The 26577-nt window shown below is 46.4% G+C and carries 18 protein-coding genes and 1 pseudogene; 6 read left to right on the top strand and 13 right to left on the bottom strand.

Annotated features, from left to right (window positions below):
• Position 1 precedes the first annotated feature (1 nt).
• Positions 2-1549 carry a glutamine-hydrolyzing GMP synthase gene (guaA, locus tag STSP1_RS07995; protein WP_085755854.1) on the top strand — a complete coding sequence of 516 codons (1548 nt, stop codon included), beginning with the start codon at positions 2-4 and terminating at the stop codon, positions 1547-1549.
• 87 nt (positions 1550-1636) lie between these two features.
• On the opposite strand, the gene STSP1_RS07990 is transcribed toward guaA, so the two are convergent.
• The 8 genes and pseudogenes from STSP1_RS07990 to STSP1_RS07955 all read right to left on the bottom strand — a co-directional run bounded on the left by STSP1_RS07990 (position 1637) and on the right by STSP1_RS07955 (position 9913).
• Complete coding sequence (locus STSP1_RS07990; protein ID WP_085755853.1) at positions 1637-2440, bottom strand: carbon-nitrogen hydrolase family protein; 804 nt, start codon at positions 2438-2440, stop codon at positions 1637-1639.
• A 28-nt stretch (positions 2441-2468) separates the two neighbouring features.
• On the bottom strand, positions 2469-4316 hold the full coding sequence (gene glmS, locus STSP1_RS07985; protein ID WP_085755852.1) for a glutamine--fructose-6-phosphate transaminase (isomerizing): 1848 nt from the start codon (positions 4314-4316) through the stop codon (positions 2469-2471).
• Positions 4317-4576: 260 nt separating this feature from the next.
• The gene (locus STSP1_RS07980) at positions 4577-5044 is read right to left on the bottom strand and encodes a hypothetical protein (RefSeq protein WP_085755851.1); all 468 of its coding nucleotides are present in this window, start codon (positions 5042-5044) and stop codon (positions 4577-4579) included.
• A gap of 26 nt (positions 5045-5070) precedes the next feature.
• Positions 5071-6408, bottom strand: coding sequence for a GLUG motif-containing protein (locus STSP1_RS07975; RefSeq protein WP_085755850.1), 1338 nt, complete (start codon positions 6406-6408; stop codon positions 5071-5073).
• Positions 6409-6841: 433 nt separating this feature from the next.
• Positions 6842-7669 (bottom strand): annotated as a pseudogene (locus STSP1_RS07970) (IS3 family transposase); the annotation flags it as partial.
• Complete coding sequence (locus tag STSP1_RS12345) at positions 7657-8082, bottom strand: transposase (RefSeq protein WP_193432577.1); 426 nt, start codon at positions 8080-8082, stop codon at positions 7657-7659. The pseudogene STSP1_RS07970 and the gene STSP1_RS12345, both read right to left, overlap by 13 nt.
• Before the next feature lie 122 nt (positions 8083-8204).
• On the bottom strand, positions 8205-9536 hold the full coding sequence (gene ltrA / locus STSP1_RS07960; RefSeq protein ID WP_085755848.1) for a group II intron reverse transcriptase/maturase: 1332 nt from the start codon (positions 9534-9536) through the stop codon (positions 8205-8207).
• Between the two features lie 2 nt (positions 9537-9538).
• Positions 9539-9913 (bottom strand): hypothetical protein, encoded by a 375-nt coding sequence (locus STSP1_RS07955; protein WP_085755847.1) that lies wholly within the window; start codon positions 9911-9913, stop codon positions 9539-9541.
• A gap of 631 nt (positions 9914-10544) precedes the next feature.
• Here STSP1_RS07955 and STSP1_RS07950 point away from each other — a divergent pair.
• From STSP1_RS07950 to STSP1_RS07940, 3 genes are read left to right on the top strand one after another with little or no spacing between them, the layout of a single operon-like run.
• Entirely contained in the window at positions 10545-11684 is a 1140-nt protein-coding gene (locus tag STSP1_RS07950; RefSeq protein ID WP_085755846.1) for an alpha-L-fucosidase, read from the top strand.
• A 52-nt stretch (positions 11685-11736) separates the two neighbouring features.
• Positions 11737-13227, top strand: coding sequence for a glycoside hydrolase family protein (locus STSP1_RS07945; RefSeq protein WP_085755845.1), 1491 nt, complete (start codon positions 11737-11739; stop codon positions 13225-13227).
• A 54-nt stretch (positions 13228-13281) separates the two neighbouring features.
• Complete coding sequence (locus STSP1_RS07940; RefSeq protein ID WP_226997473.1) at positions 13282-13911, top strand: SGNH/GDSL hydrolase family protein; 630 nt, start codon at positions 13282-13284, stop codon at positions 13909-13911.
• 368 nt (positions 13912-14279) lie between these two features.
• Here STSP1_RS07940 and fusA read toward each other — a convergent pair whose 3' ends face one another.
• Both fusA and STSP1_RS07930 read right to left on the bottom strand, forming a co-directional pair.
• Entirely contained in the window at positions 14280-16307 is a 2028-nt protein-coding gene (gene fusA / locus STSP1_RS07935) for an elongation factor G (RefSeq protein WP_161491681.1), read from the bottom strand.
• A gap of 218 nt (positions 16308-16525) precedes the next feature.
• Positions 16526-18760, bottom strand: coding sequence for an ADP-ribosylglycohydrolase family protein (locus STSP1_RS07930; protein ID WP_085755842.1), 2235 nt, complete (start codon positions 18758-18760; stop codon positions 16526-16528).
• Between the two features lie 204 nt (positions 18761-18964).
• Between STSP1_RS07930 and pepD the strand changes: the two genes are divergently transcribed.
• Complete coding sequence (gene pepD / locus STSP1_RS07925; protein WP_085755841.1) at positions 18965-20407, top strand: beta-Ala-His dipeptidase; 1443 nt, start codon at positions 18965-18967, stop codon at positions 20405-20407.
• Positions 20408-20415: 8 nt separating this feature from the next.
• Here pepD and zupT read toward each other — a convergent pair whose 3' ends face one another.
• The 3 genes from zupT to STSP1_RS07905 form a co-directional block, all read right to left on the bottom strand.
• The gene (gene zupT, locus STSP1_RS07920; protein ID WP_085755840.1) at positions 20416-21231 is read right to left on the bottom strand and encodes a zinc transporter ZupT; all 816 of its coding nucleotides are present in this window, start codon (positions 21229-21231) and stop codon (positions 20416-20418) included.
• A gap of 94 nt (positions 21232-21325) precedes the next feature.
• On the bottom strand, positions 21326-22747 hold the full coding sequence (locus STSP1_RS07915) for an arylsulfatase (RefSeq protein ID WP_226997472.1): 1422 nt from the start codon (positions 22745-22747) through the stop codon (positions 21326-21328).
• Positions 22748-23545: 798 nt separating this feature from the next.
• Positions 23546-24292 (bottom strand): hypothetical protein, encoded by a 747-nt coding sequence (locus tag STSP1_RS07905; RefSeq protein WP_085755838.1) that lies wholly within the window; start codon positions 24290-24292, stop codon positions 23546-23548.
• Positions 24293-24485: 193 nt separating this feature from the next.
• Between STSP1_RS07905 and STSP1_RS07900 the strand changes: the two genes are divergently transcribed.
• Positions 24486-26111: a sulfatase-like hydrolase/transferase gene (locus STSP1_RS07900; protein WP_085755837.1), complete on the top strand. Its 1626-nt coding sequence runs from the start codon at positions 24486-24488 to the stop codon at positions 26109-26111.
• Positions 26112-26577: the final 466 nt, after the last annotated feature.

The raw sequence follows: 26577 nt of genomic DNA, 5'->3' as shown, positions 1-26577 counted from the left end.
AATGAAAAAATCTCATGAAAAAATAGCAATAATAGATTTCGGCAGTCAGTACGGCCAGCTTATCGCAAGGCGGGTTCGCGAGCAGAAGGTGCTCTCGGCGATTTATCCGCCGAGCGTGAGGGCAGAAGAACTTGCAGGGGAAAACCTTGCGGGAATAATCCTTTCCGGCGGGCCTGCGAGCGTTTACGATGAAAATGCACCGAGCTGCGACGAGAAGCTCTTCGACCTCGGCGTTCCTGTGCTGGGGATTTGCTACGGGATGCAGATAGCAAGCAAGATTCTCGGCGCGGATATCAGGCCGGCAGAGAGCAGGGAATACGGCAGGACGAATCTGCATGTATCAGAGGATTCCGGCCTGCTTGCGGGCGTGCCGGAGAAAACCACCGTTTGGATGAGCCACAGCGATCAGGTGAATCAGCTCAATGATGATTTCATCACGCTCGCCCAAACGCCAACCTGCCCCTATGCAGCGGTGAAATACAGGAAGAAGCCTTTCTACGGCGTCCAGTTCCATCCGGAGGTTACTCATACCCCCGACGGCAGCGAGATGCTCAAGAATTTCCTCTATCAGATCTGCGAATGCAATGGCGACTGGCTGATTGGAGATATCGCAGAGGAGATGATCTCCCAGCTCAAAGCAGAGCTCAAGGATGAAAACGTTATATGCGGGCTCAGCGGCGGAGTGGATTCTTCAGTTGTGGCGGCGCTTCTGCACAAGGCTATCGGCGATCGGCTGCACTGCATATTCGTTGATAACGGCCTTCTCCGCGAGAACGAGCGGGAGGGCGTTGAAAAAACATTCTGCGGGCATTTCAACGTTAATCTGCGCGTGGTGGACTGGTCTGAGCAGTTTCTGGGAAGGCTTGAAGGGATCACAGACCCGCAGCAGAAGCGAAAGATTATCGGGGCAGAATTCATTGAGGCGTTCAAATCCGAGGCGGAGAAGATCGAAAACGCAAAATACCTCGCCCAGGGGACGCTCTATCCGGATGTGATAGAATCGGGCTCGAAAGACGGCAACCTCGCAGCTAATATCAAACTGCACCACAACGTTGGCGGGCTGCCTGAGGAGCTTGGATTCGGGCTTGTTGAGCCGCTGCGGGATCTATTCAAGGATGAGGTTCGCCTGCTCGGGGAATACCTCGGCCTGCCTGAAGATATGGTATGGCGGCATCCCTTCCCCGGCCCGGGGCTTGCAGTGCGGATAATCGGCGATATAACAAAAGAAAAGCTGAGGATCGTGAGGCAGGCAGACGAAATTCTAATCGATGAGATAAAGGCCGCCGGACTGTACAGGCAATGCAGCCAGACACTTGCTGTTCTTCTGCCGGTGAAGAATGTGGGAGTAATGGGAGACGACAGGAGCTATGAGAGCGTGATCGCTGTGCGGTCTGTGGACACCTCAGACTTTATGACAGCAGACTTCTCACGAATACCGTACGATACTCTCAGCATCATCTCAAGCCGGATAATAAACGAGGTTCGCGGAGTGAACAGAGTGGTTTACGATATCTCCAGCAAACCCCCCGCCACAATCGAATGGGAATAAGCCCTAAGCGTACAGCCAACTAACCGGCGAATCATAATTAGGAAAACCTGCAAAATACGGCATTACTCAGCCAATAAGCTAAGCCTTTCAGGCGTTGTTTAGGCGGCCGTTCATTGCTGTTTGTCGATATGGTCCGGAGGCGTCGTAGAATTCGAGGGAAGTGTCGATTTTGTTTATCATCATCCCGGGCGTATCGAATTGGAGCTGTGCCGCAATTTTGCCGTCCGGGCGGATAAAGGCGGAAGGATACGGGCTTATCGGTGCGGAGGAATTTGTCATACTCACCCAGAAGTAGTTCGTGGCTGCCCTGCACTGCATTGTCTGACGCATAATATCGGTATGTACAGAGGCCTTTCGCTGGCGTGCATTGTAAAAAGACTGGAATATACACTCCACCCCCATCGACTTGAGCTTTCGGTACACCTCGGGGAATCTGAGGTCGTAGCATATAAGCGAGGAGCAGACGATGCCGTTAATCTCGTATTTAACGAATTGTGTGCCGGGCTGGTAAAACGCAATCCCCTTGGGCGTGCAGAAACACTTATCATACACGCTCACCGTGTTGCCGGCCTTATCAATCACAATTAGGCTGTTGTAGGGTTTATCGCCGGTTTCATTCTGCCTGCTTGTTCCGTAGATTACGTAAATATTGTTTTCCTTTGCTGCCTGCGCTACCCTTTCGGCTGAATCATGGAGCAAATCCCAATCGAAATTTTTCCAAGTTTTAAAATCAACAGATGCGTATCCGCTGAGGCAGCATTCAGGGAAGTGAACCACATCGCAGTCCTTCTCTCCCGCCTGCTGAATAAACGAAATCATCCAGTCCAGATTAGCGGAAATATCCGCAGACACAGGAAACTGGCAGGCAGCAGTTTTAATTACTTTTGCCATAAAGCATCGCTCCGACAATCAGCCGGCGTTACTCCACAGTAACGCTCTTGGCGAGGTTGCGGGGCTTATCCACATCCAGCCCGCGCAGCACTGCGCAGTGGTAGGCGAGCAGCTGAAGCGGAATCGCCGCAACCAGCGGTTCGAGGGCATCATCCACATTCGGAATCCGAATCAGATAATCTGCGTATCTTTCGATTTCCTCATCGCCTTCATTTGCGATAATGATTGTTTTCCCGCCCCTTGCACGCACTTCCTCAATGTTGCTGATTATCTTATCGTAATTTGAGCAGCGCGTGGCGATGAAAACAGCGGGCATACCGTCGTTTATAAGTGCAATCGGCCCGTGTTTCATCTCAGCAGCGGGCAGGCCTTCGGCGTGGATATAGCTAATCTCCTTGAGCTTCAGAGCCCCTTCAAGGGCTGTCGGGTAGTTGTATCCCCTGCCGAGGAAGAGCCAGTTTTCGCGGTCGCCGCATTCTTTGGAGATATCCTTTATCATATCGGAATATTTGAGCACATCATTGATGATGTTCGGTATTTTGTTGAGGTCTGTAATCAGCTGCTCGGTTCTTGCATTGTCCAGATGGCGCCTTCTGCCAAGCTCGATTGCCATCATCGTAAGCACTGCCACCTGAGCTGTGAAGGCCTTCGTGCTGGCAACACCGATCTCCGGGCCAACCCTGAGATAAACTCCGGCATCGGTTGTGCGGGCGATCGTAGAACCCACCACATTAACAACGCCGAGGACAGTGGCCCCGCGCTCCTTGCACATCTCAATAGCTGCGAGAGTATCGGCGGTTTCGCCGGACTGGCTCACCGCTATCACTACCGTTCCCTCCTCGATAATTGGATTTCTGTATCTCAGCTCACTTGCATACTCCACTTCAACAGGCGTTCTGGCAAGCCTTTCCATGAGATACTCGCCCACAAGGCAGGCATGCCAGGCAGTTCCGCAGCCGGTGAGGATGAAGCGTTTTGCTGTTGTGAGCTGGCGGGAGAGATTCTCGATTCCGCCGAGGATAATTTTGTAGTTGTTCATATCCAGCCGGCCTTTGAGGCAGGTTGAAAGCGCATCTGGCTGTTCGAATATTTCCTTGAGCATATAATGCTCGTATCCGCCGAGCTCTATCTCTTCTATGGAGAAATCAATCTCCTTGAGCTCTCTTTCAATGCGTTTGTTGTGGATGGTTTTGATGGTAACGTCATCTTTTTCAACGATCGCCATCTCATCATCTTCGAGATATATAACCTGCTTTGTGTGTTCAACAATAGCAGAGGCATCCGAGGCAATCAGATTCTCCCCGTCGCCCACACCAATCAGCAGAGGCGAGCCCTTCTTCGCTGCAACAATCACATCGGGATAATCGCTGCACATCACAGCAAGCCCGTATGTTCCGTAAACCTGATTGAGAGCCTTCTGCACAGACCACTCGAAGCAGTCCTGCTCGCAGTCGGTTTCCTGTTCGTAGAAGTATCCGATTAGATTCGCTATTACCTCTGTATCGGTCTGGCTCTTAAATTCACAGCCCTTTTCGATGAGGAACTTCTTCAAAGCGCCGTAATTTTCAATGATCCCGTTGTGCACAACGGATATTTTGCCCGAATAATCGAGATGCGGGTGCGAGTTTACCGTGTTAGGTTCGCCGTGAGTAGCCCATCGGGTGTGGCCGATGCCCACAGTTTCGATGGGGTTATCTCGGGGGAGAGACTCGCTGAGACCTGCAATCCGGCCTTTCTGCTTGGTTATCTTTATTTTTGTTCCGCCATGCAGGCCGATGCCTGCTGAATCATAGCCGCGGTATTCAAGCCTTTTCAGCCCATCTATAAGTATCTGCTGGGCAGGCTTACTGCCTATATATCCTACTATTCCGCACATATCTGTTTCCCGAAAAAAAATGAACAAATAATCATAACGCAGTTAGCATTATAATCATTAATGCAAAAATTCAATCCTTAAAGGGCCATGTGTGCGTCTATATTTTCCGGCAAAGCTGCCATGAAGAGTTCTAAGATTTCGCCGCTAATCTCCGCTGAGATATTTCAGCCACTAAGCAGCTCTAAGATTCACTAAGGGGATATTTTTTAGACGGGATTTATTAGCCGCTAATTTTAGCTGATTATTTTGGGTTATGTGAATTATTCGCGTTTTTCTTTTCTTACAATATTATTCCCGTAAATCTTCTTGCCATGCTTTTCAGCGTAGTCGGTCAATTCTCTCGCTGATTTAAGCAAAACATCAATTCTATCCCTTCCATACTCTTTTCCAGTGCTCCCGCCTGAGCCGTGCACTAATCTGTTTCTAAGTTCAAATGCCTTACGAACTTCTTCCCAAGAGCTGACAACTTCTGCAAGGTTCTCCCCTGTTTGATTTTTAACTTCTTCCTTCCACGCATCTTTGTACCCATCAAGACCGCAGCACTTATACAAAGCCCCTTCTTCGTCCTTTATTTCCTTTGTGGGATTTGTTCCCAAAGCGAGAATACATCGCCTTAGGGTCCATTCGAAATGCGCAGCCGCTATCACAACAGCAACAGCAGTGTCTAAATCTTCCAGAGACTTTATCAGTTCATCCCTTTGCTCTATGGTGTCCTTAACTAAAAACATTGGATTCCTTTCAATAAATATTAAAATTAGTTTTCTAAAAGCCAATTTTCTGAAAATATCGCAAAATCGAGAATATCAACGTATTCATCGAAGTTGGAATCTGCTTCAAGGCGGGTTTGTTCCGGCGGAGCCTGAAGCCACTGCTCTGCCATAATAATCATATCAGCCTCGCCGACGTATCCGTCATAGCTGATGTCGCCCGGGATCGCCTGCCAGAAAAGCTTTGGATATTCGCCCGCATGCTGATACCAGAGATCCATCTGCCCGTTAGTATCTTCGTTTACATAATCCCATCCGGCACTGGTAAATGTGTCCAGAGTCTGCATCTGGGCTGTCGTAATCCCCGTTCCGCCATAGCTGTAGGCAATCCCGCTTGCCTCTTTATCCCAGAAGCAGCTTGTAATTGTGCCTAAATTCACTCCGCACAGGCCGCCGAGATTTCTTTTTCCTGAAACAGAGCCGGTCGCATAGCAGTTCCTGATTGTGCCTTCATAATTGTATCCGCACAGCCCGCCGAGATGGCTGCCTCCTGAAACAGAGCCGGTCGCATAGGAGCTCGCGATTGTACCTGAATTAAATCCGCACAGGCCGCCGAGACGATGAGAATCATCGCCGCCTGAAACAGAGCCGGTGGCATAGCAGTTTTCGATCGTGCCGTTCGAATTCCATCCACAAAGGCCGCCAAGTCTATCACCTCCCGAAACAGAGCCTGTTGCATAGCAGTTCGTGATTGTGCCACTAGTATATCCGCACAGGCCGCCGGGATAATAAGAATTATCGCCACCCGAAACAGAGCCTGTTACATAGCAGTTCGTTATTATGCCGTCATCATTATATCCGCACAGGCCGCCGGGATAAACAAAGCCTGAAATATCGCTTGTCGCATAGCAGTTTGTGATTGTGCCTTCCCGATTATATCCGCACAGGCCGCCGAGATATCTTGAATTATCGCCGCCAGTTATTTGGGCATTTTCAATTCCGAGATTTCGAACTTCGCCGCCATCTATTTTTCCCAAAAGGCCGAGATATCGGGGATAATCTTTTGTTACATTTGAAGTGTCAACTGTAAGGTTCAGAATCTTATAACCTGCCCCATCAAATGAGCCGGAAAAGAGGCTGCCGTTGAAATCCGAATCGGTGTAATCAGTATCAGGAGCGATAACAGCCCGGTCGTAGGTTCTGGCCGAAAGGTCGATATCATTCTTCAGAACGTAATGGGCGGAGAGGTCGTTGTTCACCGCTTCAAGGTGGTCGGGGGTGGAAATCTGGTATGGGTTGTTTGCCGTGCCGTCGCCTGCGGCGAAACCGAATGCAATGCCTGCTGCAGCAAGAGCAGCGATAACCGAAACTCTAAGAATACACATATTTATCTCCAGATAAAAAATTAATAAATTTTAACCTTATCCCAAATAACGCCAGTTGCCCTTTCCGGACTGAACTTACCGAATTTGAGGGGAGAATTCAAGGAAAAAATAAAATTTCCGCCGATTTTTTTGAAAAAGTCTTATTAAACCACGAAGGACGCTTAGATATTCAGCCACTAATCAACACTAATTTTTCGCTAATGATTCGGAAGAGACGGAGTTTTATTTTTTTAGACAGGATTTACAGGATCTACAGGATTATTGAATATGAGAAAGATTTTAAGCCGCTAATCGGCACTAATTTCTCACTAATGATTTTGCCTGTCAAGTCCTGGTTTAAAGTTGACACTTTTCTTTTCTCTTTTCTATTACGATTTAACGATATATTCCGTAGTGGAGGGAGCCCGAAGGGCGACCGGAACGGAGGAATATATCACGCTGCCAAGTGCACCGCCTCTGGTATTCGATAGCCTAATGCTGCATGCGGGCGGCGGGTATTATAAAGCAACACCGCTTGTTTTACTGCCTCATAGGCATGTTCCTTTTTCGCAAAGGTATTGCACAAACCATATTCATGTTTCATTATTCCGTTAAGCCGCTCTGCCTTAGCATTTTCATAACAATGTTTATCTTCTGTCATGCTGATACCAATACCAGCTTCTTGGAGCATATCAATATAAGCATTGCAGCAGTACTGGCAGCCTCGATCGGAATGATGAACCGCCTTTGCTGAGGTGGGGATCTGCTTCAATGCTCGGTTCAAGGCTCTTAAACAACCCTCGGCCTCAAGACTATCACTGCAATCATAACCTATGACCTTGCGGCTGAAGGCATCCATTACAAGAGCAAGATAGACAAAACCCTGATCGGTGCGTATATAAGTTATATCACTTACAATTGCCTCATTTGGGCCTTGCAGATTCATATCTTTAAGCTTATTACTATAGACCCGAAACCTGTGCCGGCTGTTAGTCGTTGAGGTGCTGCGTCTTTTAGGCTTGATCAGCTTATTAAACTTGCCCATCAAATCGAAAAACCGATCTCGACCTATACTAACCCCCGCTTCTGATAAGTCCTCAGATATCAGCGACAAGAGCTTTCTGCAGCCTAATTGAGGCTGCAAGGAACGCTCCTGGTTTACCAAATCCATTATAAAAGCCTCATCAATAAGCTGCTTTTGACGCACTTTACGAGTCTTATAAAAATACTGGCGGCTTATGCCTGATGCGCAGCATATTTCAGTTATGGTTACTTTTTCTTCCTTTTCTGAAGCCCTTTTGTAAGCCTTGTGTGCCGTTTCGTATCTAGTTTTTTTTTGACTTCTTCACTGTCCAAGCCAAACTGCTCACAGGTAACTTCAAATCGAGAATCACTTACAAGCTTTTCTAAATAAGCATCTGCGAGAGCTTCTTTCAGCTCTTTGTTCTCTGCTTTTAATTGCTTTAACCGGTCATGTTCATCTGGTCTTTCCACGCGTATCCTCTTTGGTATTAAATGGTTTCGGCCGTATTTCTTAAGCCAACGCTTAACGGTGTGGCTTCCTGCTATTCCATAACGAATATTGGCTTCATTTATACATGAGAGTTTACCAGATTCAAGCTCATTTACCACTTGCAACTTAAATGCTTCACTATAACGAGTGCCTGTAGGTCTTTTGTCTTGTCGAGTAGACATAATATAGTTCCTTTCATCCATAAACTTAATTTTTTCATTTATTAAATGTGAGGAAACGTCAATGCCCCTCACAGAACCGGACTTGTGGATTTCCCACATCCGGCTCTTCGGTTTAACTCACTTTACACTTGCCGATTGTAAAAGCTATGCACTATTTCGGGTTTTGGCAAAGGATAGTGTTCAAGGTAATTACTAAACCGTTCCCAACTCATCTTTCGCTTTTGGCTACGCCTGTTCAGCCATTTCCGTACCATCCTTATCGTGAGTTTGTAAAAACTCCTGATACCGGCGTAGTTCTCACTTACGCCGTAATACTGATAATGGCCTCGCAGTTTGGCAACAAGAACTTTCCACCAGTCTTTAGTCTTGACGTGGTTTCGTATCGCCTTGAGCCAGTCATTCATCTCCCTGCACTTGGCAGAGAATTTCTTTCCGCTTGTCTTACGCCCGAGCTTAAATTTGCCTCGGCGTGAGATGTCGCAGTAATGCGTAAATCCTAAAAAGTCAAACGTGTTAGGCTTTCGGCTCTCTTTTACGGCGTTTTCCTTCTCAAAGCGACCAAATGTTATCCGGCGGCTCTTTGTAGGATGTATTTCCAATCCGTATTTATTGAACCTATTCTTCAACGCCTGCTCAATGCGTTCGGCATCGTCTGCGTAGCGAACTACGCATACAAAATCATCCGCATATCTCACAAGCTCACAGTAACCGGTCGTATGGCTTTTAACCGTAGCCTCAAACCACTCGTCCAGTACATAGTGCAGGAATATATTCGCCAGTATCGGGCTTAGAATACTTCCTTGCGGAGTACCCTTTTGCGATACTATTAGTTGACCATCGTCAACATAACCGGCTTTGAGAAACTTACCAATCAGCCCTAATAATGCCGTGTCATTTATCCTTATTCGAATAAACTCCAGCAGCTTATCGTGGTCAACATTATCGAAGAAGCCTTTAATATCGGCTTCGACAATATGGTTTACCGGCTGGTATGTTATCAGGTCGTTAAGTGTCTTTAACGCCTGATGACAGTTCCTGTTCGGGCGAAAACCGTAAGAACAATCCAGAAAATCCTGCTCATATATGCAGTTTAGTATGCGGGCAATCCCGCTTTCTACTATCTTGCTTTCTATCGCAGATATACCCAGTGGACGGGTTTCTTTATCGTCCTTGGGTATATATACCCGCCTTGCCGGTTTAGGCTTATACTTTTTACGTTTGAGCCTATCGACAAGCCGCCGGAGATTTTCATCCAGATTTATACCATATTCCTGCCAGCTTACATTGTCAATTCCTACCGCCTTATTCCGGTTAAGGTTCTGGTAGCAATCCCGAAGGTATTCTTCATCAAGTAGATGAGCAAGGCTCGTAAACTTGAATCCTCGCTCCCTTCGGGCGCGAGCGGATATGAGAAGCAACTTCTCAAATGTTTTTCCAATCTCAGGGTATTGCATTGTTAAAATTCACCTCTCTGCGTTAAACCGCTAACCCCTTCGAGTAAGCTTATAGCCCCACAGGGCATTACCCCTGCTACACCTCTACTATGGGTTAGTCCGACTACCGAAACGCCATACCGCCTCATCACTTTTTCGGCTATTTGGCGGCTTCCTTTCGGAACGCTTCGGTTCTCCCAAGTTCCAATATGTACAGTTTGTTTGCCCGCTGCGGACTTAGACCCCGCCACGTCGATTACGCACTCACCTTTAACGTGCGCATCGATACTGGTTTCCAGGAAATGAAACCCTTGACCCAGTGAAATAAGGATTATTTCGGGGCTCGATACCTTCACTTGCGTTACGGCTGACAAACTGCCCTTACCGAAGCTTCGCATTACTCGTTACCTCGCAATACGTCCGGTTCAGTCCCGGGCTGGTGGTTAGCCTTTACCCGTGCCGGATTGTCCGACTTGCACATATTAGCTTTGCTTGGCGCACTCATAAATATTCCTGAAATTTAATTAACATCTATTCTGATATCTGTCAACTATACTCAGGACTAGACACCACGAGCTACTCGCTACTCTGCTACTTGCAGCTCTGCCACTATCTTTATCTCATCCTGTAAATCTTGTTAATCCTGTCTAATTTATCACATCCTCTCCGTTATCTCCGCTTCCTCCGATGTTTAACTCTCTTTTACATCAGAGAAAACATTTTCATAAATGAGGGAAGGCTATCTGCCGGCAAGTACGCTGCCACCGCAATACATAATCCTGCTCTGATGTTGTAGATATTTTTTTTACACGGAGGAAGCGGAGGGGAGATATTTTTCAGCCGCTGAGCAGCTCTAAGATGCACTTAGGGGTTTGCCAAAGCACTAATTCACGCTGATCTTTCGTTAATGAATTTGCCAAAAATTCAAAAAATCTTTCTGAGCTCAAAAATCACCTTGGTTTAGGATATAACATATAACAGGCAATAAAGTAAAATCCTGTTTTGTACAAATTAATTGAAAGATGACTAATGATTAACAGACGAGAATTTGCTAAAATAATGGGCGCTGCCGGGCTTATTGGTTTGCCAGCGTTATCGAGGGGGCAGTTCAATACTTCAGCACCTTCATACCTGAAAGATTTTGCTCAAAATTACTCTGCCAAACCTCATAATTCTGCAATGGATTGGTTTAGAAACTCGGAGTTTGGCCTGTTCCTTCACTATGGGTTATACAGTCTGCTTGGCAGGGGCGAATGGGTGCAGCTAAAAGAAAAGATACATGTCAAAGAATATGAGAAGCTTATAAAACGCTTTACTGCTGAAAACTTTGATGCTGATGAGATAACTGATCTAGCTCTTCGTGCTGAGATGAAGTATGTGAACATCACAACGCGTCATCACGACAGTTTTTGTTTGTTTGACACAAAATCAACTAATTTCAACAGCGTTAAATCACCTGCAAAAAGAGATCTTGTAGCTGAGCTTGCCGAAGCCTGTGATAAAAAAGGGCTTGGGCTTTGCCTTTACTTCACTCACGGAAGGGATTGGCGTCATCCGCATGCTCCTAATAATGATAATTGGGGCAGCTTTGCACGCCCAAGATATCATGAGCCTGAACCGTATTACAAATACGGCAAGGAGCACGATTTAAATATTTATGTAGAATATATGCATCAGCAGCTTGAAGAACTGCTTACTCAATATGGTCCTATAGCCAGCATTTGGCTTGACGGCCACGGCGTTCCTATGAGCGGGCCTATTGAGAAGTTTAGAGTTGATGACACTTACAAGCTGATCCGTAAAATCCAGCCTCAATGTTTGATTACAGCAAAATGGGGATATAACGGCCAAGAGGATTATTATTCACCCGAGATTCACTGGCTAAATAATAAGAAGAAGGTTAAAGAAAAACAGGCAGCCGGAAAGCCTTTTGAGATATGCACAGCTATTGCTGGCTGGGGATATACCAAAAAGCATGATGGAAATCACAGAGGTTTTAATTCAGTACTGGATAATCTGAAATATGCCGCTGAATATGATGCCAATCTTCTGTTGAATATTGCACCTTTACCGGACGGCTCTCTTGACAAGCAGGATGTAAATACGCTGCATAAAGTGGGTAAATATATCAGGAAGAATGGTTTTCCAAAGCAGAAGAGTCCTTCATAAGGGGATGAAAGCGTGATAACATTTCTAAGTGAGATATAGGGCAGGATCTAAGATGAAGTATTCAATTTATAAGAGTTTATGTATTACAGTATTCGTTTTCTCAATTTTTAATTCCGTTAAAGCGGATAATTGGGTTGTAGAAAATAAAAAGCAGTGGAAGAATTTTCGAAAGGCGTTCAGCGCGGTATATTTTGAAGACGATACTGTGTGCCCTTCCATTGAAAAAGGGTACTATAGAAGCAAAGTAAAGCGTTTCAATAAAAAGATGTCTGCGAAAACTATCACAATATCTCAGTCAACGGTTTGGGAAAACTGGAAACCTGTAAAAAACGTTGGCCCGGATAATTTCCATAATGCTCCTGTTATGCTTAGTCTTGGTCCTGATAATTATTGGATGTTCGGGGAGTATGTAAAAATTAAAGGCGAGGATAGATTTAAGGCAGAAAATGCTTCTCTTGATGGTTTTGATGTTCCGCTAAAAACTACGCCGCTTCCGAATGTTTACAATTCCCCGGGCGGTCTTAAAAAGAGCCTTGGCGGGTATCACGCTTGGCAGAGCAGGGATATGAAAAACTGGGTACACCATGGCCCTGTTACCAAATATTTTTCCCGTTGGGTTACAACAGCAGAATATTTTGATGGTAAGGCTTACATATACTACGACTACCCAAACGATCAAGATCCCCATCTTTACATTGATAACAATCTTACCGATGGTGAACCAGGAAAGGATATGGGGCTCGCTTTCGCTGACCCTTCTGATGGTTCAGATTGTACGTTTTTTCGTGATAAAGAAAGGAAATTTCATGTGATTTTTGAAAACTGGAGCCCAATAAATGCCTCCAAACGTTCATGGGATTCACCTTTGGCAGGCCACGCTGAGAGCAAAAACGGGATTGATGATTTTAAAATATTGGCCCCTGCTGTTGATAATCGTACAAAACCTACAGGGGAAGTTGCTCAATATAAACATCCCCACTGGCTTCAGCATCCGGACTGGAAAAGCAATGTAGCTAAATACAACGTTCACAAACCAGAGCAGGAAGCTTACGGCGATTGGGCAATGATTAGCATTGGTGAGCAGTATTATCTATTCGGCGATTTTGACCCTGTCGGCGGCCATAGTATGAGCGTCTGCTGGTTTACTTCTGATTCGCTTTATAAGGAATTTGAGTGGTGCGGCAATATTGGGAAGGGGCATCCTGACCCGGATATCTGCTTTGCAGAAGGGCAGTTCTATCTCGTAACGCAGATGAATACAGATTATATAAGCTCCGGACCTTGGGTAGAGAAGGTTACCGTGAGAGTTGGGGCTGATACTGATAATGATGGAGAGGTTGATCTCTGGACTGCTTGGCAGGAAGTGAAGGAAAGCTATGACTATATAGAGGGTTTTGCAAAGCGGATAGAACGCGAGACTGCTAGTATGGATATCAGTTCCCTTCCTCCAGCCTATGGTTTCTGTTTTGAATTTGAGCTTGAAGATACTACGGAAAACAAATCGAAGCCAATGGTTGACTCAGTTGAAATTGCCTTCGAATAACCTCTTTTTGAAAGTAAAGGTGATATTACGAAACAAACGTTTATCGCATTTTTATTGGCCTGTACTTTTGTCATTGCGGCAGAAGACAATCTTGCGAAGGTCTTAGTAATTGGTGATTCTATATCCATCGGCTACACCCCTCACGTTAAAGACCTTCTTGAGGATGCGGCAAGTGTTACGCACAATCAGGGTAATGCCGGATCGACAACCAGAGGAGTCGAAAAGCTTGAAAGCTGGCTGGGTGATACAAAATGGGACTTAATACATTTCAACTGGGGACTGTGGGATTTATGTTATCGAAATCCTGAATCAAATGAGCAGGGTAATAGAGACAAAATAGGCGGCAAGATTACAAATTCGCTTGAGCAATACGAAGAAAATCTCGAAAGGCTTGTTTGCAGGCTCGAGAAGACTGGGGCAAAGCTTATATGGGCAACTACAACAGTGGTCCCTGAGGGTGAAGCGGGACGATTTAAGGGTGATGAGATTAAATATAATAAAACTGCAATGAAAGTTGTAAGAAAGCACAATATACCTGTTAATGATCTCCATGCTATGACAAATCTCTTTCCTGAACAGTTGTTTAAAGGCCCCGGCGATGTGCATTATACAAAAAAAGGATATGAAATCCTTGCGAGGCAGACAGCATTGCATATTAAATATCAGCTGAAGCTTGAAAGGTGATCTTTGTCTCTTAGGTTCTGCTTTTTATAGTTCCGCTGACCGAGTCCAGATCGTCCGCTTTGTTTAGCCCGCTGATTATTTTGCCACGAGCAATCCACCGCAGGCGGAGTCCACGCACGGCTCTGATTGTGTTTAGTATTACGCAGCAACTTCACGATACGAAATATTTAAACCGAGCTACTCTGTCACTCACCACAGGCCAGAAAAAATCCGTGCAATTTCTGAGTATTATTCAGCGTCTGCTGCCTACCTGTGCGTGATTATAAAAGAAGAAAACCCGCTTGAGCGTTTCTCAGGCGGGTTGGTTTTCATAATTATGCTGAAGGTAAAACGAAGCTGCCGGCAGGTTATGCAGGCTTGTGATAATTCTATTCGTTTTCCTCTTCGGCCTTGTATTTTTCAATCACCTTCTGCTGCACATTCGGCGGGACAACATCGTAGTGGCTGAGTTCCATTGAGTAGCTGCCTTGTCCGCCGGTCATACTCTTTAGCTGGCCGTCGTAGTTTGCTACTTCCGAAAGCGGCACGAGCGCCTTCACAGAAGCCATATCTCCGGATAGGATCTCCTGCCCCTGCACGCGGCCTCTCTTTCCTGAAATATCGCCTGTGATATCGCCTATGAATTCGGTGGGTACGGTAATCTCCATATCCACAACGGGCTCAAGCAGACAGGGCTTTGCCTTCTGCACGGCATCGATAAACGCGCCCTTGCCCGCAGCTCTAAAAGCCACTTCCTTTGAATCTACCGGGTGGTGCTTGCCGTCATAGATGCTCACCTTTATATCCTGCATCGGGAATCCGGCAATCACGCCTGTTTCCATTACATCTTCAATGCCTTTAACTACAGGCGTTTCAAATTGTGAAGGGATGGAACCGCCAAAAATATCCCAGCTGTAAGAAAGCGAGGGGTCCTGATCACGTTCGCCGGGCTCCACCCTGAGATAGACCTCGCCGAACTGACCAGCTCCGCCGGACTGTTTCTTGTGCCTGTAATGGCCTTCCGCTTTAGCTGTGATAGTTTCTTTGTAAGGGATTTTTGGCGGCTTCGTATTAACATGGACCTTGTAAACCTTTTCCATTTTGGAGAGCATAACTTTCAGATGCATCTCTCCCAAACCTTTGATTACAAGTTCCTTTGTGTTGGGGTCGTGCCCTGCCGCGAAACAGGGATCCCCTTCACAAAGCCTTTCCAGAGCTGCGCCGATTTTTGTCTCATCCCCTTTAGACGCAGGCTCCAATGCGAGAGCAAACATAGGCAGCGGGAGCTCTGTAAGTTCAAAGCTTCCGCTTACCTTACCATCATGAATAAGATCACCGTATTTCAGGTCATCAATTTTCGCAAGACATATAATATCACCCGCCGAAGCGCTTTCGATTTCGTCTGTTTCAGCTCCCTGAGGCCTGAGAATATGCCCGGGACGCAGGACCTTCTTCTCATCGTTGCGGCGCATCTGGGTGTCGGATTTGATTGTCCCGCTGAAAAGGCGGATGAATGAATATTTCATATGAGTTTTCGGGTCTGTACCAACCTTGAAAACGAGACCTGCAAGCGGGCCTTCCGGATCCGCCTTGAGCTCTGTTTTGTTCTCGCCGTCGGTGAGCAATGCCGGCTTGGCCTGCTCGGGGGAAGGGGCACTTTCATATATCACTTCGAGAAGCTCTTCAATGCCCGCTTCGGTTTTTGCGCTTGTGAAAACAATAGGAACAACGCTGCCTTCAAGCATCGCCTTCACAAAAACCTCTTCTACCTTCTGCTTGCTTATCTCTTCGCCTCCGAGGTATGCCTCCATCAGATCATCATCGCATTCGATTATGCTCTCTACAAGCTGAGTGTGAGCGTCTTCTGCGGTGATGAAGGACTCGCCCTGATCATTAGACACGCAGTCTATAACTGATTTATGGTCTAATGTCGGGAGGTTTGCGCATCTGCATTCTGTTCCGAAGGTCTGCTGAATCTGCTCAACGAGCTCTGCATACTCGGCATCATCGTGGTCGAGCTTGTTTACTACGATAATCTTGCAAAGGCCTGCCTGATCTGCTGCCTTGTACATTCTTCTGGTGTTTACTTCTATGCCGTTGCTGGCATTTACTACGATGAGTGCTGTTTCTGCTGCTGAAAGTGAGGAAAGGGCTCCGCCTAAGAAACCCGGATAACCGGGAGAATCGATAAAATTGATTTGCTTGCCTTTATAGGCGGTATGAGCTATTGATGACTGGATTGAATGCTGAATTTCTTTTTCTTCGTCGTCGTAATCACAGACGGTATTCTTTTCCTCGATCGTTCCGTGCCGGTTTATCTGACCGGTCTTGTGAAGGGCCGCCTCCACAAGCGTAGTTTTTCCCGAACTTCCATGACCGAGGAGTACAACGTTTTTTATGTCGCTTACTTTAGCCACAATGTTGCCTCCATGTATAGTAAAACTTTAGTTTAAAAGCAAGGCATTTCTTGACAGTAGTGGGATGTTACTAAAATCTTTTTTCTTGGCAAGCAAAATTGTGGGAAATTTCCAAGTTTAAAGATAAAAACTTTAATGAGCGCATTATTACCCTGCTCACAAAACTGCGTTAGAGAATTATGAGATTTGAGTTAGCAGCCTTAAGCTTGCAAAGCCGTTTAAATCTGCTCAAGCCAATTATCCGCAAATTCTATAAGGTCAAACTGATCAGTAATTGAATCCTTGTTGAAATCAGCGCTTGGATAATCAGTTTTCCATACACTTGAAAAAGCCGAATAGTCTGACTGGTCTATTTTCCCGTCGCCGTTAAGGTCTCCAAAGAGCGAATGGAAATAAATGCGGTAATAGCCGTCATTTGAGTGCATATCATCATCAATAAGACTGCCCCCTTCTGCATCAGTAACGGAATCGCAGTTGATTTCTAATACAAAATTTCCATCGGGCAGTGAGGAATCGGGGATTATGCTAAGCCCCATAAAATCTTCTTCAATTATTACGGAAGATGGGATAACTGAAGAATCGCTCGTTCTTCGGATTGCTATCTGCGGGCTGGAGTCTGAAGCGAGCTCCTCGCTGAATTGCAGAGATATATTATCAATCATTGAATTCTGAGTTAAATCCTCAAGCGAGCAATGTTCCACATAAACAGAGGGCTGAATACTCCCGTATGCCTCAAGTTCAAGTATAGTTGTGTAAGGATAACTCCCGCCCGCGGTTCCTGAAATCCTCGCTTTGCTGCACACAACCGGATCAAAATCAAATTCTATATTTTGATACATTTTCAGCTTTTCAAGGGGCTCAGACTGGGTGATATTAGAGGGCTCTATATATTCGCCGTTCTTAAAGATTTCCACTTTGATATCTTTGAAAAAGCCTCCCCTCAGAGGATTATCCGCCACATAGGTATTGACCCCGTTCCATACAACATCCCCTTCATAAAAACTTACTGAATCAAGCAGTACAGGCTCAGCAAATTCAAGCTCATACCAGTCCTGCTCGCCGCTGAGCCCTAAGCTCCAATAAGGGCGGTGCCCGTTATGAGAATTATCATAAACTCCGTCAATCAGTGAATATATGTTGTATCTGTCATTAGAGGTATTCGTGTGTTTTTTGGCCGCATTAACTGTTACATCAATCCCGTTTGCCAAAGCCTCTCCAACAAGCCCTCTGGGCGATTCCGGAGAAGGATTTGCGGGCAAAGCTGAAGCCTGCTGGGTGATGACTTGGTAAGTTATCTGCTCTCCATTCACCTGCTTAGCGCCGCCATTGGCGAGTATGTTGGTTTCGGCTATATCGGCAGCTCTGTTAGCAATGCTGTTCACTGATTCGTATGAATTCAGGTTGGGTCTGTATATGTTTCTGTATGTATTGCTGCATACATCTTCGCCGAAGAGGTCTTGCGGGAGGCCGCTTCGGCCTTTTATAATGCCGATTATTCCGCCGGCTGTAGCTGGGTTGCAGTCGCAGTCCCAGCCGGCTAAGATACCTATTTGAGCAGTGGTTTTATAATCTCCATCACCATACAAAAGGCAAAGCACCGTTGCCCCGAGATTAACCGTAGATTCTATCCAATGGTAATATCTGCCTTTGGCAAATTCTCCGTTGCCGTAATAATCATAAAGCAGGCTTCGGGTTTGCCTCCAATCTGGAGTGCCGTTTGCGATATCTGCTTCGTACCAGCCTAATACATCTGAAACAACCTCATAGCTTCTGCTTGTAGAAGGAAGAATATTTAAAGCATTCTCAACTAAAGTTTGAATGTCAGATTCGAAATATGCCATTGAATACATAGCCCCGTAAAACTGAGCGGCATGTACAGGGAAGCCGGCGTTTGAGATATCTGCAAATTTGTGAACCGTGTCCACTGCTCCTTGGGTGAGCCCAGGGTAAACCGCTCCAATTATCTCAGTAGTAATCTGAGAATCGATGGAAAACCAGTGCATATTTCTGTGCCGGCTGCCTGTTTCTGGAGGAATGTATCCATCTTTCATCAAATACCAAGCTTGGCGGTTTGAAATGTAAATGCCTGATCCGCTTGAATTTATATGATCAAGCCACTGCGAAGCAAGCTGCTGGCCGGTAGGATTCGAGCCGTATTGCTCAAGCGTATCCATAGCAATATATTCGATATCTGTGTCGTCATCTCCCGGCCAATACTCATCAGGGCCTTTTAGAACCCAATCCACACTTTCAGCAGGATTTTCTGCACTTCCGCTGTAGTGTCCTTCAGTTGATCGGCCGGCCATATTGGCCACAATCTGACCGAGCCACATACCTTCAATCTTGTCAACCAAATCAGATCTCAAAATTTGCTCTTGCGAAAAACTTTCCTGCGGAAGAAATAAAGACAGGCAGAAAAGCATCATCAATCCTGAACCAATAATAGTTTTCATATTAACTCCATAAAAATATATTAACTGATTTTAAGTTTCTGTTTTTAGGGTATGGTTTTGCGTAAGTCAAGAAAAAAAAGAATTGTTTCACAAAATCACAAGATTGATCTCTTATAAACTTCTTGAAAATCAGATATTTCGTGATATTTTTTAGTTTGGCTTCAGCGGTTTTGAAAAAGATTGAATTAAATTGCAGGTTTAGCTATGAAATCCGATAGAGCTCAGGAACGAATAGTAAAGATTTTCCGCGAAATATCCAAGCATCCCCGCCCATCCGGGCATGAAGAGAAGATTCTCGAATGGCTCAAGGGCTTTGCCCGAAAGCAGGGCTGGGACTGCCAGCAGGATAATGCGGGGAATATCCTGATTCGTGTTAATAGCGAGGGGGCTTCGAAAACCGTCTGTCTCCAGACTCACTGCGATATGGTCTGCGAGAAAACACCTGAAAAGAGCCACGATTTCTCCCAAGACCCGATTGAGGTTCTCGAAGACGGCGGCTGGCTTAGGGCAAACGGAACCACACTCGGTGCAGACGATGGGCTCGGAATGGCGATATCGCTGTTTGCCGGGCTTGCGGAGTTTGAAAACAAGCCCAACCTCGAATTGCTGATCACCGTTGACGAGGAACGCGGTATGACAGGAGCTCAGAGGCTCGATGAAAATATGCTCAGTGCCGAGTATCTGATCAACTTGGACAGCGACGAGAGCGATTTCATTATCGGCTGCGCAGGCGGAGAGCGGGCAGAGATTACAGCTAAGCCGGAGCTGAAGGATATACCTGATGGCTTTGAAGCGGCGAAAGTAACAGTTAGCGGGCTCAAAGGCGGTCATTCGGGAGTTGATATTCATCTCGGCAGAGCAAACGCCGTGGTGCTTGCGGGAGAACTCCTGGAGGCCTGCTCGGGCGGGCTTGGCAGTATGCTTGCCAGCTTCAGCGGAGGTGCAGCAAGCAATGCAATCGCAAGAGATGCAGAGTTTACGCTTGCCGTAGAAGACCGAGACACCCTCGAATGCGTTATTGAAACTGAGCGGGACAGAATCAGGCACAACTTCCAGTCTGCAGATCCGAATATTGAGATAAAGGTGCTTGAGGCCGAGCTTCCGGAAAAGTGCATCTCATCAGGGCAGACGGGAAAAATCGCCAAGCTGCTCACCTCACTTCCAGGCGGCCCTGTATCATACCGCACAGATATGCCGAAGGTGGTGGAGTCTTCATGCAATGCGGGGATTTGCAGTTTTTCCCCAAGCGGCTTCTCGCTCACGCTCTCCCAGCGGAGCTCAAACACAAAGCGGCTCGATATGCTCAATAACACAATAGAAAACACCTGCCGCCGACTCGGCTTTGAATGCACTTTCCGCGGTAGATACCCTGGCTGGGAACCTGCCGGCAGCAGCGATCTGCTCGGGAAGGCTGAAGATGCTTTTGAGAAAGTTGCCGGCCGGCCTGCTGAGATGGAAATCATACACGCAGGACTGGAGTGCGGGATTATATCGCGCAAATACCCGGGGATTCAGCTTATATCAATGGGGCCGGAGCTGAAAGACATTCACAGCCCTCAGGAAAAGGTGAAGATCAGTTCAATCGGCGAATGCTTCGAGGTGCTTAATGCTATTCTGCAAAAAATCGAAAGCCCCGTCGGCCTCTAATCCCTGTGCTACATAAACAGCAGAAGAGAGCCTGCCATAACACCCATTCCGCTGATAAGTCCGCCGATTGCGAAGTGGTGCTTGCCGTATTTCTCCGCTGTGGGCAGGAGCTCATCGAGGGAGATGTATATCATAATTCCAGCTACCATTGCGAAGGTTATGCCGAATACCGTTTCGTTCATAAACTGTCGCAGGATTACATATCCGATAATCGCCCCCAGCGGCTCTGAGAATCCTGAAAACGTTGAAAGCCAGAAGGCCTTCTTCCGGCTGCCCGTTGCGTAATATACCGGTACGCTCACGGCAATTCCTTCAGGTATATTGTGGATAGCGATAGCTATTGCAATCGCCAAACCAAGAGAGGGGTCCTGCAGCGAAGCGGTGAATGTGGCAAAGCCTTCGGGGAAATTATGAATGCCTATAGCAAGGGCAGAGAAAAGACCCATGCGAAGAAGACTTGTTCTGTTTAAATCGATGCTGGCCGCGAGGTCTTCAAGCCCCTGAGCTTCGTGCGGATTTTCCTCCGAGGGGACGAGCGCATCAATAAGGGCTGTAAGCCCTATGCCCGCAAAGAATGCGGCTGCTGTTATTATTGCCGCATACTTTTCCGAGAAAGACACGAGCAGAGATTCGTTTGCCTTCTGGAATATCTCAACGAACGAAACATAAATCATCACGCCCGCAGAAAAGCCAAGAGATACGCAAAGCATCACAGGGTTGGTTCTTCGGGAAAAGAAGGCTATAGCGGAGCCAACTGAGGTTGCAAGGCCTGCGAAAAGGGTCAGCGAAAATGCTGTAAGTATGCTGGTTAGTGAATGATCCATTTTTATCCCTCAGGGTGAATACAAATCCCTGCACTATCTAACTGTAATTCTGAAAAAGCCCGGAAGCTTTTGCCGCCCGGGCTTTTTTGATTTTTTAGAGATCAAAAGGAAGCGGGAATTCATCCGAAGGCTCATGAGCCTTGAGCATAATCTGCTCCATCCTCGCTGTTACGTCAGGATAGGTTTTCGATAAATCGTTCGATTCTGTAGGGTCTTTATCGAGGTTGTAAAGCTCCGTTCGGCCATCTTTAATAAACTTAATTGCCTTCCAGTTTCTCATCCTTATCGCCTGAGTTCCTCTTGGGCGGAATTCCCAGTAGAGGTATTTGTGTGCAGGCTGCTTTTGGCCTTTCAAGGCAGGGAGCATACTTATCCCGTCTGTACGAACTGCAATCGGCTGGCCTGCGATTTGAGCTGCCGTGGGAAGGAAATCCCAGAACGCACTTATATGGGGGCTTTCTGTGCCTGCTGGCACAACTTTCGGCCATTTTGCGATAAACGGAACTCTGATACCGCCTTCGTAGAGGTCTCGCTTGATGCCGCGAAGTCCGCCTGAGCTATTGAAATACGCAGGCACATGCCCGCCCTCTGAATGCGGGCCGTTATCGCTTGTAAAGATTACTACTGTATTATCGGCAATCCCCAGTTCTTCAAGTTTGCTGGTGAGCCTTCCGATATCCTTATCCATACGCGTTACCATTCCCGCAAACGCAGCCTTCGGATGAGGCTGGTTGCGGTAGCCCCCTTCGCTCTTATAAGGCTTTTCCTCGCCGAATTTGCCGATAAAAGGCTCAAGCGAATCCTTCGGCACTGCCATTGAGGCATGAGGAATTGTAAGCGCTAGATAGAGGAAGAACGGATTGGATTTATTATCTTCCACAAACTTCAGCGCATCATCTGCGAGAAGGTCGTGGCTGTAAACGTTGGTTTTGCCCTGAAGGTTGCCTTCAATTATTTCCTTCTGATTGTTTCTCCAGAGGTACTCAGGATAGTACGTGTGGGCGTGTCGCTGGCAGTTGTAGCCGTAGAAATAGTCGAAGCCCTGATTGAGCGGGTCGCCTGAAGACTTTGGCCAGCCAAGACCCCATTTGCCAATAAGGCCTGTTTTGTAGCCTGCGCGCTTGAGCAGTTTTGCAACTGTTTCGGTGTTTTTGGGCATAGCGAGCTGGCCTTCCGGCTGCATCTCGAAATTGCCGCGGATAAAGCAGTGTCCAGTATGAAGGCCGGTCATCAGAGTGCATCTTGATGGAGCGCAGACTGTGGAGCCGGAATAGTGGTTCGTGAATTTCATTCCCTGCGAGGCGAGCTTGTCGATGTTGGGCGTGTTGAAGTGCTTCTGCCCGTAGCAGCTCAGATCTCCGTAGCCCAGATCGTCAACCAGCACATAGATAATGTTGGGAGCGGAGGCGTTTTTTGATGCTGCTGTCATACCGCCTGTAGTACAGCCGCCCGCAGCATAGCCCGCAGCAGCAGCTCCGATACTCTTCAAAAATGTTCTTCTGTTTAATTTTCCCATCGAATCACCTCTAAAAACTGATTTTATTATTCACAGCGCCGTTACCGACCCGATATTATAAAAGCTTTATATTAAGTATAATTACAAATAACTCTCTGACAATCAAAAAAGAATCAAGCTTATGCCTTGGTGTGAGAAAATTTTTTGGGCGAAATGCAAATCATAATGCTGCAATGTTTTGCAGAATTTATTGTTACATATATGCTGAGCCAGTCCGCCTGCGGCGGAAAACTCGCAAAGGATTTTTTGTCTGCGGGTCTCGTTGGCGAGCAGGGGCGAACCTGCGCGAGCGCCCGCCTGTGCAGCGTGAAAATTCTGCGAAAAAAAACTTATGCCTATTGCCTTCTCATTGCCTTTTGTCCACTTATTTCGTCCCGCCTGCGGCGGGCCTTTAAGCGTAGCTCTGATTGTCATTAGTATTCCGCAGCGATTTTACGAGGCGAATATTTAAACAGAGCCGCACGTGTAGGCCCGTTCTTGGCGGAGAGCCTGTCCGCCGAAGCCGGGGAACAAGCGGATAGATTCGGCTTTAAAAAGCTTTGCCAAAAAATATTGTCGCACACAAATAGAAACCAGAAGGGTAAAAAAGCTTTATTTGATTGAGGTGATGTTATATAATCAGCAAAATTTTTACAAAACTTTCTCTTTAATGGAAATTTAATGGAAATCCAACAAAATGAAGCTGATATTCTTTGCAGATATGAGATGAAAGACGTTGAGAGCATTAAGATCGAGAAAAGCCGCACTACAATGAAAAGCTGGAAGAATAGCCGCTGTAGGAACTTCCTATGCTTAAAACTATAACTTAATCTCGTAACTTGAATTTATCTCTACAATTATGTCATCTTTTTTGGCCATCATAATAGCGTCTTCAAAAGATTTCGCCCTATAAACTTTTTTCCTTTTCCTCCCTGATTTTTTTCCAAAACCAACAATCTGAAATCTTGGCCATTTTGGTTCCAAGAGTGCTATTTTTAATGCAAGCCCACAGTAAGTATCATTTGAAGGCAAAAACAACATGGAAAGTTTTGCATCAAACATGAATTTTTCAAATTTCTTCGCAAATGAATAGATATCTTGCGCCTCTTCGTCTGGAATAAAACCAAGTTGTTTTCGCTGAAATTCACCTTCTTCCCCTTTCCAAGTCCCATAAATAGCTATCGCATGTTCATAATTTTTCATAGGCTGATGAACTGCTTCTAACTTCCTATAATTACCAAAAATAAAGTCTTCAACTATTTCCTGCCTATATGATACACCTGATACCTTTGTTGCCCATTCTTCGCAAATATCCCAGCTGTTTGGGTCAAAATTGTAATTTTGATTAATTCTTACAATATTTTCACCGTCATCAGGATACTTAAATAACTCATTCTCTGCAGGTTTATTTGAGCTTGAGGCTCTATTATTAATTTCCAAATTCTTTTTGCGTTTCTTAGAAAATACTTTGAAAAAATACACGAGTCCAGCAATCATTATTAATAATAAAAAAGCTCCCAACCCATTAATATCGCATAGGATTATTCGCCAACTTGCTAAATGCATCTCTACTCCAGACAAATATTGTAAATATTTAACTACTGCATTGATTATAATGGCTTACCACAATATCGCAACACTTCTGCTTGACTTTATGATAATTCGAAATTGTCTTTGCTTTTGTGAATTTTTATGAAAAAAACGGTTCTTGCTGACATATACTTACAGAAAACTTCAAAACTGAATTAGGGATTAACAAATGAAAAGCAGACGAGATTTTCTCAAATGTGCCGCTGTTGCGGGTGTTTCCATCGGCGGTATGGGAGCTTTAAGCTCCTGCGCAAACTCTTTTAGCACAACTTCCAGCCAGAAGAAGAAGCCGAATGTAGTGGTTATCATAGCAGACGACCTCGGCTATGCGGATATGTCTTTTCTGCCGGATGCTCCGGAAGATGTGAAGAAATACGGCACTCCGGGTTTCGACAGGCTCGCCAAAACAGGCACTTACTTCAAAAACGCCTACGGTACGTCCCCTATCTGCAGCCCGAGCCGGACCGGCCTGATCACAGGCCGCTATCAGCAGCGCTGGGGCAACTACTGGTACGGCGACGGCGGCCTTCCAACCAGAGAGCTCACAATCCCCGAACACCTCAGCAAATCGGGCTTCATCACCGCCAAATACGGCAAAACCCACCATAACGGCGGCCCGAAGGAATTTCCCACCCTCCACGGCTTTGATGAGTTCCTTGGTTTTATGTTCCACACGTGGGACTATATCCGCCTCAGCCAGAAGGACGTTGAGGCATACAAGGCCAGAGAGGGCTTCAAGGGCAATTTCGGATGTCAGGTTGTTGGCCCGCTGCTCTGGGCAGAAGGGCAGGGGACAAAGCAGGAAGAGGCTGAGAAGATATCCTTCGAAGACGGTTTCACCACCGAAATCTTCACCGACCGTGCTTGCGAATTTATCGAACGGGAGAAAGGCGATAAACCCTTCTACCTGCACGTTGCCCACAACGCAGTGCACCAGCCCACTTACGTTGTAGATGAGAAATGGGCGAAGAGAGTTGGGGCGAGATACGTTCCTTGGGATCGAAATGCCGACGACTGGGATTATCCATACTGGGAACCCAACGAAGAGCGGCATCAGAAGTTCCACAAGAGATGGGGGCATATGGGCAAGGTGGACCCGGAAGGCAGAAGATGCTACCTCGCAAACCTGCTCGCTCTGGATGAAAGCGTTTCGAGAATACTCGATACCCTCGAGAAGACAGGACAGCGGGAAAATACGCTCGTGGTATTCGTATCAGACAACGGCGGGACAATCAATACATACTCGATTAATGATCCGCTGAGCGGATTCAAGTATATGTTCGCTGAAGGCGGGCTGAGAGTGCCGATGATAGTGAGTATGCCAGGGAGGCTTCCCGAGGGGAAAGTGAACGAAGAGGCGATCGTTTCCACGATGGATATCTTCCCCACAATCACCAGCCTCGCAGGCCTGCAAACGCCCGATAACCTCGACGGTATGAGCCTGCTGCCTGTTCTCAAGGACAAACGCAAAAAGCAGCATGAGTGGCTCGCTTGGGCACAGAGCCGAAACTCGTGGGTTATCAGGAAGGGCAAATGGAAGCTCACAAACAACGTGGGCTGGAAGCATAAGGATTTCCGAATCAAGGAAAACGGAGACGTGGTTGAAGCGGATAAGCCGTATAAATACCCAAACAGCCCTCAGCTTTTCAATCTTGAAGAAGATATAGGCGAAACAACGAACCTCATAGATGAACACCCTAAGCTCGCAAAGCAGCTGAGAGAGCTGTATGAGGCTTGGGATTCCCAGATGGCAGGCAGAATGGATTCCACAGGCCAACCCCGCAAGAATCCGTAGGATTAGAAAAGGGGAACCGCTTTCTATAATTCTGCACAGGCTCGGAGCTGCGCTTTTTATGCAGATTATATTCGTGTACGGCAATTTTTTGTGGCTCGCGGCGAGTTGCGAGCGGCTCGGCTTAAACATTAGTTTCGTGAAGTCGCTGCGTAATACTAACGTCAATCAGAGCCGTGCGTGGACTCCGCCTGCGGTGGATTGCTCGTGGCAAAATAATCAGCGGGCTAAACAAAGCGGACGTGGTGGATTCGGGTAGCGATGCGACGGGATTATCCAAAAAACTCTTGCCTTTTGCCTTCTCATTGCCTTGAACATAAATAATCCTGCCAAAATTATTTTTCCCTCCGTTTCCTCCGATACATCTGTGTAAAAACACATCCATCGCATCAGAGCAAGATGATTTATTGCGTTGAAGCGTTCCTGCCGGCAGAGAGCTTTCCCTCATTTATGAAAATGTTTTCTCTGA

This window comes from Sedimentisphaera salicampi, assembly GCF_002117005.1.
In the GTDB taxonomy this organism is placed as follows: domain Bacteria; phylum Planctomycetota; class Phycisphaerae; order Sedimentisphaerales; family Sedimentisphaeraceae; genus Sedimentisphaera; species Sedimentisphaera salicampi.
The sequence above is the reverse complement of the archived record's forward strand: the minus strand, read 5'-3'. Positions and strand labels throughout refer to the sequence as shown.

What these genes read in the sequence shown, in the direction of transcription:
- guaA (WP_085755854.1), top strand. Translation starts at nt 2, where the DNA reads ATGAAAAAATCTCATGAAAAAATAGCAATAATAGATTTCGGCAGTCAG.
- STSP1_RS07990 (WP_085755853.1), bottom strand. Translation starts at nt 2,440, where the DNA reads ATGGCAAAAGTAATTAAAACTGCTGCCTGCCAGTTTCCTGTGTCTGCG.
- glmS (WP_085755852.1), bottom strand. Translation starts at nt 4,316, where the DNA reads ATGTGCGGAATAGTAGGATATATAGGCAGTAAGCCTGCCCAGCAGATA.
- STSP1_RS07980 (WP_085755851.1), bottom strand. Translation starts at nt 5,044, where the DNA reads ATGTTTTTAGTTAAGGACACCATAGAGCAAAGGGATGAACTGATAAAG.
- STSP1_RS07975 (WP_085755850.1), bottom strand. Translation starts at nt 6,408, where the DNA reads ATGTGTATTCTTAGAGTTTCGGTTATCGCTGCTCTTGCTGCAGCAGGC.
- STSP1_RS12345 (WP_193432577.1), bottom strand. Translation starts at nt 8,082, where the DNA reads ATGTCTACTCGACAAGACAAAAGACCTACAGGCACTCGTTATAGTGAA.
- ltrA (WP_085755848.1), bottom strand. Translation starts at nt 9,536, where the DNA reads ATGCAATACCCTGAGATTGGAAAAACATTTGAGAAGTTGCTTCTCATA.
- STSP1_RS07955 (WP_085755847.1), bottom strand. Translation starts at nt 9,913, where the DNA reads ATGCGAAGCTTCGGTAAGGGCAGTTTGTCAGCCGTAACGCAAGTGAAG.
- STSP1_RS07950 (WP_085755846.1), top strand. Translation starts at nt 10,545, where the DNA reads ATGATTAACAGACGAGAATTTGCTAAAATAATGGGCGCTGCCGGGCTT.
- STSP1_RS07945 (WP_085755845.1), top strand. Translation starts at nt 11,737, where the DNA reads ATGAAGTATTCAATTTATAAGAGTTTATGTATTACAGTATTCGTTTTC.
- STSP1_RS07930 (WP_085755842.1), bottom strand. Translation starts at nt 18,760, where the DNA reads ATGAAAACTATTATTGGTTCAGGATTGATGATGCTTTTCTGCCTGTCT.
- pepD (WP_085755841.1), top strand. Translation starts at nt 18,965, where the DNA reads ATGAAATCCGATAGAGCTCAGGAACGAATAGTAAAGATTTTCCGCGAA.
- zupT (WP_085755840.1), bottom strand. Translation starts at nt 21,231, where the DNA reads ATGGATCATTCACTAACCAGCATACTTACAGCATTTTCGCTGACCCTT.
- STSP1_RS07915 (WP_226997472.1), bottom strand. Translation starts at nt 22,747, where the DNA reads ATGGGAAAATTAAACAGAAGAACATTTTTGAAGAGTATCGGAGCTGCT.
- STSP1_RS07905 (WP_085755838.1), bottom strand. Translation starts at nt 24,292, where the DNA reads ATGCATTTAGCAAGTTGGCGAATAATCCTATGCGATATTAATGGGTTG.
- STSP1_RS07900 (WP_085755837.1), top strand. Translation starts at nt 24,486, where the DNA reads ATGAAAAGCAGACGAGATTTTCTCAAATGTGCCGCTGTTGCGGGTGTT.